Raw genomic sequence first — 9,128 nt, 5'->3', positions numbered from 1 at the left:
GGCCGTGGTCCCCGACGTCATGTCGGGGACCACGGCCTTTTGCATGTCCGGACGTTATCTAGGCTTGAGGCCATGCGCTACGACCTGGTGATCTTCGACAACGACGGTGTCCTGGTGGACAGCGAACGGATCGCCAACCGCGTCCTCGCCGACTACCTCACCGAGTTGGGCCACCCCACCACCTACGAGGAGTCCGTCCGTGACTACATGGGATCCGCGGTCGGCCGCGTCCACGCACTGGTGCAGGCCCGCACCGGCAGGTTCCTGCCTCCGGCATTCGACGAGACACTCCACCGGAGGACGTTCGAGGCCTTCCGGCGCGAACTCCACCCTGTCGACGGGGTCGCGGAGGTCCTGGACGCCCTCGACGCCGATCGCGTCCCCTACTGCGTCGCGTCCTCGGGAACGCACGAAAGGATCCGCGTCTCCCTGGACCGCACCCGCCTGCTCCGCCGCTTCGACGACGGGCGGATCTTCAGCTCCCAGGACGTCGCCCGGGGGAAACCCGCACCCGACCTCTTCCTGCACGCGGCCGCGTCCCTGGGCGTCCCGCCCCGCAGGTGCGCCGTCGTGGAGGACAGCCCGCTCGGGGTACAGGCTGCCAGGGCCGCGGGAATGGACGTGTACGGCTACACCGCCATGACCCCGCCCGAACGGATCGCGCCGGCCACCGCCCGGTTCGCGGAGATGAGCTCGCTGCTGCCTCTCCTCACCCGCTGAGTACCCGGCCGGTACGGTGGCGGCATGAGCGGCGGCGCAGTGCTGATGTGGGACGAGGCGGTCACCGGTTACGACTTCGGCGACCAGCACCCGATGGACCCGGTGCGCCTGGCGCTGACGATGCGGCTCGTGGAGGCCTTCGGACTGCCCGACGCACCCGGTCTCGCCGTCCGTGCCGCCAAGGGCGCCGGCGACTCCACACTGCGCCTGGTCCACCGGCAGGACTACATCGACACGGTCCGGCGGATCTCCGCCGACCCTCTGTCGGCCGACGGCTCCTACGGGTTGGGCACGCTCGACGACCCCGCGTTCGCCGGCATCCACGAGGCTTCGGCGCTCATCGCCGGGCAGTCGGTCGGCGCCGCCGAAGCGGTGTGGCGCGGCGAAGCCGCCCACGCGGTCAACTTCGCCGGCGGCCTGCACCACGCGATGCCCGGCGCCGCCGCAGGCTTCTGCGTGTACAACGATGCCGCTCTCGCCGTCGCGCGCCTCCTGGAACTGGGCGCGCAGCGGGTCGCCTACGTGGATGTCGATGTGCATCACGGGGACGGCGTGCAGGCCGCGTTCTGGGACGACCCCAGGGTGCTGACGATCTCGCTGCACGAACACCCGCGCCTGCTGTTCCCGGGCACCGGTTGGCCGGAGGAGTCCGGCGGCCCCGGAGCCGAGGGGAGTGCGGTGAACGTCGCCCTGCCGCCCGGCACCTCGGACGACGGCTGGCTGCGGGCACTTCACGCCGTCGTGCCCGAACTCCTCGCGCAGTTCCGCCCCGACGCGCTCGTGACGCAGCACGGGGCCGACACGCACATCGAGGACCCGCTGGCCCACCTCGCGGTCAGCGTGGACGCCCAGCGCGCCGCGGCGGCGTCCTGCCACGACTGGGCGCACGCCTACGCCGACGGCCGCTGGGTGGCCCTGGGTGGCGGCGGGTACGCCGTGGTGGACGTCGTGCCGCGGACCTGGACGCACCTCGTGGGCATCGCCGCGGACGCCCCGGTCCGGTCCGGGGCGGAGGTCCCCGAGGCGTGGCGGCGCGAAGTGTACGCGCGCACCGGCCGGGCCCCGTCCACCGTCCCGCAGCGGATGACGGACGGCCGCGACGGCACCTGGCGCGACTGGGAACAGACCGGCTACGACCCTGCCGACGCCCTCGACCAGGCTGTGCTCGCCGCGCGCCGTGCCGTCTTCCCCGCCCACGGCCTCCTGCCGTGAGACGCCCACCGCTCGGACGGGTGACATCGGTCCGGCGCCGGTGAGTTGACCTGCTGCCTTCACCGTCCGCGCGCTCTCCGCTTCCCCAGGTGCATCACCCGCCCCGAATCTGGGCAGAACGTGCATGGGAGCTTCAGTCACCGGAGGGGATGCCGGTGTCCGTCGTGTGCGGAAGGTTCAGGTGAGACATGGCTGCCGAGCAGAGGCCTCTCAACGAGGTCGTGTTCCTGACCGTGGCGGAAGTCGCCGCCGTGATGCGTGTGTCCAAGATGACCGTGTACCGCCTGGTGCACAGCGGTCATCTGCCGGCGGTCCGGGTGGGCCGTTCCTTCCGGGTCCCGGAGCAGGCCGTGCACGAGTATCTCCGGGAGTCGTACGTCGGGATGGAGAGCGCCTGACATTCCGATATCGTGACGCGGCACTCGCGGTGCCCCTCGGATTACGACCATCTCGCGGTGGCGGGTACCCTGATCCCATGTAGGTCGTGTGGGCTCGGACGCCCCGCACCGAGTCGGAGAAGTGAGCGAGGGTAGTCGTGGGCTCTGTCATCAAGAAGCGGCGGAAGCGGATGGCCAAGAAGAAGCACCGCAAGCTGCTGAAGCGCACGCGCGTGCAGCGTCGCAACAAGAAGTGAGCGAGCGCACGGCTCGCTGAAGGCGCCGCTTTCGGCCCGCACCTCCGCGTGCGTGGCGGAAAGCGGCGCCTTTTTGTGGTCTGCTGTCCCCAGCAACGTCGACGCGCGACGACGACAGGGAGACCGTATGGGCAGGGCGGTACTCGTCACCGGGGTCGCCAGGCAGCTCGCCGGGCGGTTCGTCCGGCGCTTGACGGAGGAACCCGATGTCGACCGGGTGATCGGGGTCGATGTGGTCCCGCCGGACCATCCGCTGGGAGGCGCCCGGTTCGTGGCGGCCGACATCCGGCAGCCTTCCATCGGCGGCGTGCTGGCCGAGCACCGCATCGACACCGTCGTCCACCTGGACGTCAACGCCACCCTTGCGCGCCCCCGCGACAGCATGGCGGCTCTCAAGGAGACCAATGTCATCGGCACGATGCAGTTGCTGGGCGCATGCCAGAAGGCCCCGTCCGTGCGGCGCCTGGTCGTCAAGTCCAGCACCGGTGTCTACGGCTCCGCTCCGCGCGACCCGGCCGTGTTCGACGAGACGACCACGCCCAAGGCACTGCCCGGCGGCGGATTCGCGAAGGACGTCACGGAGGTCGAGGGCTACGTCCGGGGCTTCTCCCGACGCCGTCCCGACGTCTCGGTGACGGTCCTGCGGTGCGCGCACGTGCTGGGCCCGACCGTCGACACCTCCATGAGCGGGTACTTCTCGCTTCCCCTGCTGCCCACGGTGCTCGGCTACGACCCCCGGCTGCAGTTCGTCCACGAGGAGGACGCGGTGGAGGTGCTGCGCCGTTCCGCGGCGGAACCCGAGCGCGGCACGTTCAACGCCGGCACCTTCAACATCGCCGGCGACGGCGTCCTGCTGCTGTCGCAGTGTGCCCGCCGGCTCGGGCGTCCCACCGTGCCGATACTGCTGCCCGCGCTCCGCTGGAGCGGTTCCGTGCTCCGGTCGGTCGGCGTCGACGGCTTCTCGCCGGAGCAGATCCGGATGCTCACCCACGGCCGGGTGGTACGAACCGCTCGGATGCGGGAAGTCCTGGGCTTCGAACCGAAGTACACCACCGCTGAGGCGCTCGACGCGTTCGCGCGCAGCTGCGGCCCGGGTGTGCTGCCGCCGCAGCGGGTCGGCCGGGTGGTCGACCGGATCGCTGCGTACGTGTCCCCCGAGGAGCGGGGCGAGAAGGAGCCGTCAGGACATGGCTGATGCGAAAGTGATCCCCTTCGACGACGACCGGGACCGGTCGCGGAACGGAGGGCAGGTCCGTTCCGGCAACCGCCCGCAGGCGCGGCCCGAGTGGCAGCGCCCCGCCGACGGCGAGCAGGATGCCGCGCGGTCGCTGGCCGCCGTGCCCGAGCAGGCGGCCGGTGAGGGGCGCAGCGCCCCCGGAGGGGCCGCGGGCGCGGCCGCGGGCGGCGGTGGCGCCCACACCGGCGCGTCGGGCGGTCCGGGGCGCTGGGAGAGGCGTGCGGCCCATGGTCTCGCGTTCCTGCGGCGCCGGCTCACCGGGGACTACGAGGTCGACGAGTTCGGCTACGACGCCGAACTGACGGACCAGGTGCTCATGACCCTGCTCCGACCGGTGTTCGAGGACTACTTCCGGGTCGACGTGCGGGGCATCGAGAACATTCCTGCCGAGGGCGGTGCGCTGGTGGTCTCGAACCACTCCGGGACGCTTCCGCTCGACGGGCTGATGCTGCAGGTCGCCGTGCACGACCACCATCCCGCGGACCGGGCGCTGCGGCTGCTCGCGGCGGATCTGGTCTTCCAGCTTCCGGTGGTCAGCCAGTTGGCGAGGAAGGCCGGCCACACTCTCGCCTGCGCGGAGGACGCCGCGCGTCTGCTCGGACGGGGCGAGGTCGTCGGCGTGATGCCGGAGGGTTTCAAGGGGGTCGGGAAGCCGTTCGCGGAACGGTACAAGCTCCAGCGGTTCGGCCGTGGCGGGTTCGTCTCCACCGCGCTGCGCGCGGGTGTGCCCATCGTGCCCTGCTCGATCGTGGGCGCCGAGGAGATCTACCCGATGATCGGCAACGCCCGGACGCTTGCGAGGCTGCTCGGCTTCCCGTACTTCCCGATCACGCCGACGTTCCCCTGGCTGGGGCCGCTCGGCGTCGTGCCGCTGCCGACGAAGTGGACGATCCGCTTCGGCGAGCCGATCCCGACCGACGGGTACGCGCCGGAGGCCGCGGACGACCCGATGCTGATGTTCAACCTCACGGACCAGGTCCGCGAGACGATCCAGCACACGCTCTACGAAATGCTGGTGGGGCGGAGTTCGGTGTTCTTCTGACACCTGTCTCCGCCCCACGGGGCGCCGCCGCCGGGCAGGGGCGCGGGCCCCTCGGCCGAGCGTGGCGCTCCTCAGCCCTTGTCGTCCTCCGTCTCGACGCTCAGGCCCGGCAGCACGTCCGGCACCAGCGGCGGCAGTGTGATCTCCGGCTCCGGTGCCCCGGTGCCGTCCTGCCGGCTGCCGAGGCCGGGTTCGTCGAGCAGGCCGTCCCCGTCGAGCAGACCGCCGTCGTCCCGCGAGGCCGAGTCCGAGGGTTCCGGCGCCCGGCTCCCACTGCCGTCGGGCTGCCGGCTCGGGTGCCGCGATGACTCCGGCGAGGGGCTCGCCGAGCTGCCACCGGCCTCTTCCGGGTCCGTCGTCTCCCGCTCGCCGCCGCCGGAGCTTTTCCCGGTGGACGGGAACAACTCCCGGAGCGGATCGACCTCCTGCTCCATGGCGGTGAAGACCTCGGTGACCTCGGCCTCGACGTCCGCGAGTTGCGCGGGGAGCCGGCCACGCAGCTCCGCCCAGCGGGAGCGGTGGTCGACGGCGAAGGTCGACAGGGACTGCATGACGTCGATGCTGCCGTCCCGGCGGTAGGCCGCGCTGAGGAGCCGGTGTCCTTCCGAGGCGTCGTGGGTGACGGCGCCCAGGGCCCGTCGTACCTCCGCCAGCGCCTCGTGGTCCAACGGCCCCGAGCGGTCGCTCTCGACGAGCCTGCGGGCTTCGCGCAGTCGTGTGGAGGCGTGGTCCAGGTAGAGCAGGCCGCGGTCGGCGTCGTCCTCGGCGAGGTCGAGCCGCAGATCCTCCATGCCGCGTTTCAGTCCGTAGAGCGCGTCACCCGGCAGCGCGTCCGTACTGGCAGCCGCGACGCCGCCGAGCGCGGACGCGGCCACCCCGACGCTCAGTCCGCCCGCCGCGAGTCCTCTGCCGAGGCGGGACTTGGGACGGAGTTTCCCGAGCGGGCCGAGACGGGACGCCCGGTGGGTGCCCTTCCCGCGGTGGGCGGTGCGCGGCCGCGGCACCCCCTGGTCGTCCGTGCCGAGGGTTCCCTCGGCGACGGCTGTCTCCATCGCCGCCACCAGTTGCGCCCGCTGAACGGCCTTCACCTCCGGGTCCAGCCCGGGGCCGGGCAGCGCGCGCAGCCCGTCCGCGAAGGCGAGCAGCTGCGTCTGCTCGTGGTCGCTGTCGGCCGCTCCCTCGCCGGTTCCGCGGTCCTGGGCGTCCACGGCCTCGGCGAAGGCGTGTGCCCGGCGGCCGGCCGATACGGATCCGATCACGGGCGGCACCTCCTCTCATCAGCACGGTGGACTCCCCGCGGCGGGGAAGGGGTTGCACAGCCTGGCCGCGTACACCCGAACGTGTGAGGGCGCCCGGATGTGGCACGGGTGCGGGGAGTCTGCACTCTCCCCAACGAGACGAGCGCCGGACGGGTTACGGAGTCATGATGATGTGACTGCGGGAACATGGCGCGTCACCTGCGGTTATCGGGCGTCGTCCGGCATCAGCCGGGCCAGGGTCCGCACGGCGCGGTACTGGAGCGTCTTGATGGCGCCTTCGTTCTTGCCCATGATGCGGGCGGTCTCGGCGACCGTGAGCCCGTGCAGGAAGCGCAGTGTCACGCACTCCTGCTGCTGCGGGTTGAGGCGTCGCACCGCATCGATGAGGGTGTCGTTGGACAGCCTTTCGAGGACGGAGTCCTCGGGGCTGCGCTCCACCTCGTTGGCGTCGAGCATCTCGCCGGTGGTCACCTCCAGCCGGAACCGGCTGGACTTGAAGTGGTCGGCCACCAGGTTGCGGGCGATGGTCACCAGCCAGGCGCCGAAGTCGCGCCCCTGCCAGGTGAACGTGCCGATCCGGCGCAGCGCCCGCAGGAAGGTCTCGCTGGTCAGGTCCTCCGCGGTGGCCCGGCCGCCGACCCGGTAGTAGATGTAGCGGAACACCGTGTCGCTGTACTGGTCGTACAGCCGGCCGAAGGCCTCGGCCTCGCCGTTCTGCGCGCGTTCGACCAAGTCCATCATCCGCCGCGCCTCGGTGTCGCCCATGGCGGGGCGCCGGCGGGCGGTCGAGGTGCCGTTCCGCCGTCTGCCGGTGGTGCGCGGCGTGTCGGTGGTGGCGGCCCCGGTGGTCGTGCTGTCGGCCAGCGCGTAGCAGGGGCGGGTGGGGACAGGTGTGGCTGCGGCGAGGGCGGGGACGGCGTGCGCGGTGGGGACGATCGCGCGCAGCAGTCCGAGAACCGTTGTGCGCGGCGCAGCCGGGCCCGAGGCGTCAACCCCGACGTGTGGATACACGGGACTCCCAGAGGCAGAGCTTCCATCACGTGCAGAGCGGGACCTTTCGTCCCCGGGCGGGACGAAGAGGTTCCGAATGCGTCTGAGGAGAATAACGCTTCGTACAGGCAGTACTACGCCCAGTTGCTCAAATCACCGAATCGGTTTGGTCTGTTACGCCTTGAAGGCTGATACAGAATCGAACACGGGTGTCGGGTTGACCGGTCGGCCGCCTCAAATGACTGCACGATTGACCGTTTCTGACCGAGTCTCAGGGTGATGTCTGCGGTGCCCCAGGTCGGGGTAGGAAGACCGGATTGCGGTCGCGACGCGCATGCCCGGGGCGCTTCTCCGGTCGTCCGTTCACACGTGGGCACCGGTGCCTGCGACACGTGCCCGACCTGCCGTCGTGCGTGCGCTCCCCGAGGGGGGCCGGGTGCGGTGTGTCCGCCGCCGTGTGCCGTGTGCCCGGCTGTCCGCGCGGGCAGAAGCGGCCGACGGCCCGAGCGGGCCGCCGGCCGGTGGGAGGCAGCGGGTGTGCGAGGCCGGTCAGCGGCGGCGGCGCTGAATGGCCAGTGCGGCGGCCGTCCCGCCGGCGACGGCGCCGACCCCGGCGGCCGCCGGGATGCCGATCCTCGCGGCCTTGCGGGCGGTGCGGTAGTCGCGCAGGCGCCAGCCCTCGCGTGCGGCGTGGGCCCGGAGCGCACTGTCCGGGTTGATGGCGTACGGGTAGCCCACCAGCGACAGCATGGGGATGTCGTTGGCCGAGTCGCTGTAGGCGGCGCAGCGCGACAGGTCGAGGTCCTCGGCGACCGCGAGGGCGCGGACCGCCTCCGCCTTGGCGGGGCCGTGCAGCGGTTCACCGACGAGGCGTCCGGTGTAGACGCCCTCGACGGACTCGGCGACGGTCCCCAGCGCACCGGTCAGGCCGAGGCGGCGGGCGATGATCGTGGCGGTCTCCACCGGAGCGGCCGTCACCAGCCACACGCGCTGACCCGCCTCCAGGTGCGCCTCGGCGAGTGCGCGGGTGCCGGGCCAGATGCGCCCGGCCATGTACTCGTCGTAGATCTCCTCGCCGATCTCGGCCAGTTCACTGACCCGGCGGCCCTTGACGATGGACAGTGCGCTGTCCCGGGCCTCCGCCATGTGCCCGCTGTTCTCCGAGCCGGCGAGCCGGAACCATGCCTGCTGCCAGGCGAAGCGTGCGAGATCGCGGGTGTGGAAGAAACGGCGCTTGTACAGGCCGCGCCCGAAGTGGAAGAGAGCGGCGCCCTGCATGACGGTGTTGTCGAGGTCGAAGAACGCGGCGGCCCTGGTGTCGCCCGCGACCGGGAACTCCGGTGTCTCGGGGGACTCCTGCGCCGCCGACTCCTGCTTCCGTGCGGCTTCCGCAGCGGCCTCGCCCGCGAGGACGCTCCTCGCGGTCGCGGCCCGTCCGGGGGCGGTGAGCCAGGAGGGGAGAGGCATGAGGCCGAGCATAGCCAGTTCGGCGACCGAGTCCGTTACCGACGGATGTCGGCTTGCCGTACGGAAGGGGTCCGGCTGTGCGGGCGGGGATGCCCGCCGGAACCGCGGCCCCGGGGGTGCGCGGGACGCACGGCACGCACGGGACAATGACGGCATGAAGACCGTCACACTGATCGGAAAGCCCGGCTGCCACCTCTGCGACGTCGCACGGGACACCGTTGCGAGGATCTGCTCCGAGACGGGCGACACCTGGGAGGAGAAGGACATCAACCAGGACGCGGAGCTGTACCGGCTCTACTGGGAGCAGATTCCGGTCGTCCTGGTGGACGGTGCCCAGCACGACTTCTGGCGGGTCGACCCCGAGCGGCTGCGCGCGGCCCTCGCGGGCTGAGCCTCGGCGTTCGCGGACGGCGCCGCTCCTACTCGCAGGTAGGATGGGGCCTTCCCTGGCGTCCCGAATTCGGCCGGAATTCGACTATCATCGGGGTCGTTTTGCCGTCCGGGGGCGTATACGTGAGGAGTGTGACGCGTGTCCTCCTTGGCCTCTGTGGCACCGGTCACGTTGCC

The 9,128-nt window shown here is 71.6% G+C and carries 10 protein-coding genes; 7 read left to right on the top strand and 3 right to left on the bottom strand.

The features are described 5' to 3' along the window. Positions 1 to 72: 72 nt before the first annotated feature. From ACL06G_RS13460 to ACL06G_RS13435, 6 genes are all read left to right on the top strand, one after another. Positions 73 to 720: an HAD family hydrolase gene (locus ACL06G_RS13460; RefSeq protein WP_412786615.1), complete on the top strand. Its 648-nt coding sequence runs from the start codon at positions 73 to 75 to the stop codon at positions 718 to 720. Positions 721 to 744: 24 nt separating this feature from the next. Further along, positions 745 to 1,932 (top strand): acetoin utilization protein AcuC, encoded by a 1,188-nt coding sequence (locus ACL06G_RS13455; protein WP_412786614.1) that lies wholly within the window; start codon positions 745 to 747, stop codon positions 1,930 to 1,932. A gap of 188 nt (positions 1,933 to 2,120) precedes the next feature. Then, a complete protein-coding gene (locus ACL06G_RS13450) occupies positions 2,121 to 2,330 on the top strand; it encodes a helix-turn-helix domain-containing protein (RefSeq protein ID WP_412786613.1) in 210 nt (69 codons plus the stop codon). Positions 2,331 to 2,467: 137 nt separating this feature from the next. Next, positions 2,468 to 2,566 (top strand): 30S ribosomal protein bS22, encoded by a 99-nt coding sequence (locus ACL06G_RS13445; protein WP_003948845.1) that lies wholly within the window; start codon positions 2,468 to 2,470, stop codon positions 2,564 to 2,566. A 127-nt stretch (positions 2,567 to 2,693) separates the two neighbouring features. Further along, on the top strand, positions 2,694 to 3,761 hold the full coding sequence (locus tag ACL06G_RS13440; RefSeq protein WP_412786612.1) for an NAD-dependent epimerase/dehydratase family protein: 1,068 nt from the start codon (positions 2,694 to 2,696) through the stop codon (positions 3,759 to 3,761). Beyond that, a complete protein-coding gene (locus tag ACL06G_RS13435) occupies positions 3,754 to 4,845 on the top strand; it encodes a lysophospholipid acyltransferase family protein (protein ID WP_412835931.1) in 1,092 nt (363 codons plus the stop codon). Before ACL06G_RS13440 ends, ACL06G_RS13435 begins: the two co-directional genes overlap by 8 nt. Before the next feature lie 71 nt (positions 4,846 to 4,916). Here the strand turns inward: ACL06G_RS13435 and ACL06G_RS13430 are convergent, their stop codons facing one another. The 3 genes from ACL06G_RS13430 to ACL06G_RS13420 all read right to left on the bottom strand — a co-directional run bounded on the left by ACL06G_RS13430 (position 4,917) and on the right by ACL06G_RS13420 (position 8,561). Further along, the gene (locus tag ACL06G_RS13430) at positions 4,917 to 6,104 is read right to left on the bottom strand and encodes a DUF5667 domain-containing protein (protein WP_412786610.1); all 1,188 of its coding nucleotides are present in this window, start codon (positions 6,102 to 6,104) and stop codon (positions 4,917 to 4,919) included. A gap of 204 nt (positions 6,105 to 6,308) precedes the next feature. Further along, the gene (locus tag ACL06G_RS13425) at positions 6,309 to 7,115 is read right to left on the bottom strand and encodes an ECF subfamily RNA polymerase sigma factor, BldN family (protein WP_412786609.1); all 807 of its coding nucleotides are present in this window, start codon (positions 7,113 to 7,115) and stop codon (positions 6,309 to 6,311) included. Positions 7,116 to 7,643: 528 nt separating this feature from the next. After that, positions 7,644 to 8,561 (bottom strand): HAD family hydrolase, encoded by a 918-nt coding sequence (locus tag ACL06G_RS13420; protein ID WP_412786608.1) that lies wholly within the window; start codon positions 8,559 to 8,561, stop codon positions 7,644 to 7,646. Positions 8,562 to 8,715: 154 nt separating this feature from the next. Between ACL06G_RS13420 and ACL06G_RS13415 the strand changes: the two genes are divergently transcribed. Continuing rightward, positions 8,716 to 8,952 carry a glutaredoxin family protein gene (locus ACL06G_RS13415; protein WP_412786607.1) on the top strand — a complete coding sequence of 79 codons (237 nt, stop codon included), beginning with the start codon at positions 8,716 to 8,718 and terminating at the stop codon, positions 8,950 to 8,952. Positions 8,953 to 9,128 lie beyond the last annotated feature (176 nt).

It is taken from the genome of Streptomyces callyspongiae, assembly GCF_047200695.1.
In the GTDB taxonomy this organism is placed as follows: domain Bacteria; phylum Actinomycetota; class Actinomycetes; order Streptomycetales; family Streptomycetaceae; genus Streptomyces.
Note: the sequence above shows the minus strand (reverse complement) of the source record. Positions and strands in the feature narration are given on the sequence as shown.

Excerpts from the sequence above, each read along its gene's own strand:
- ACL06G_RS13460 (WP_412786615.1), top strand. The coding sequence starts at position 73 with ATGCGCTACGACCTGGTGATCTTCGACAACGACGGTGTCCTGGTGGAC.
- ACL06G_RS13455 (WP_412786614.1), top strand. The coding sequence starts at position 745 with ATGAGCGGCGGCGCAGTGCTGATGTGGGACGAGGCGGTCACCGGTTAC.
- ACL06G_RS13450 (WP_412786613.1), top strand. The coding sequence starts at position 2,121 with ATGGCTGCCGAGCAGAGGCCTCTCAACGAGGTCGTGTTCCTGACCGTG.
- ACL06G_RS13440 (WP_412786612.1), top strand. The coding sequence starts at position 2,694 with ATGGGCAGGGCGGTACTCGTCACCGGGGTCGCCAGGCAGCTCGCCGGG.
- ACL06G_RS13435 (WP_412835931.1), top strand. The coding sequence starts at position 3,754 with ATGGCTGATGCGAAAGTGATCCCCTTCGACGACGACCGGGACCGGTCG.
- ACL06G_RS13420 (WP_412786608.1), bottom strand. The coding sequence starts at position 8,561 with ATGCCTCTCCCCTCCTGGCTCACCGCCCCCGGACGGGCCGCGACCGCG.
- ACL06G_RS13415 (WP_412786607.1), top strand. The coding sequence starts at position 8,716 with ATGAAGACCGTCACACTGATCGGAAAGCCCGGCTGCCACCTCTGCGAC.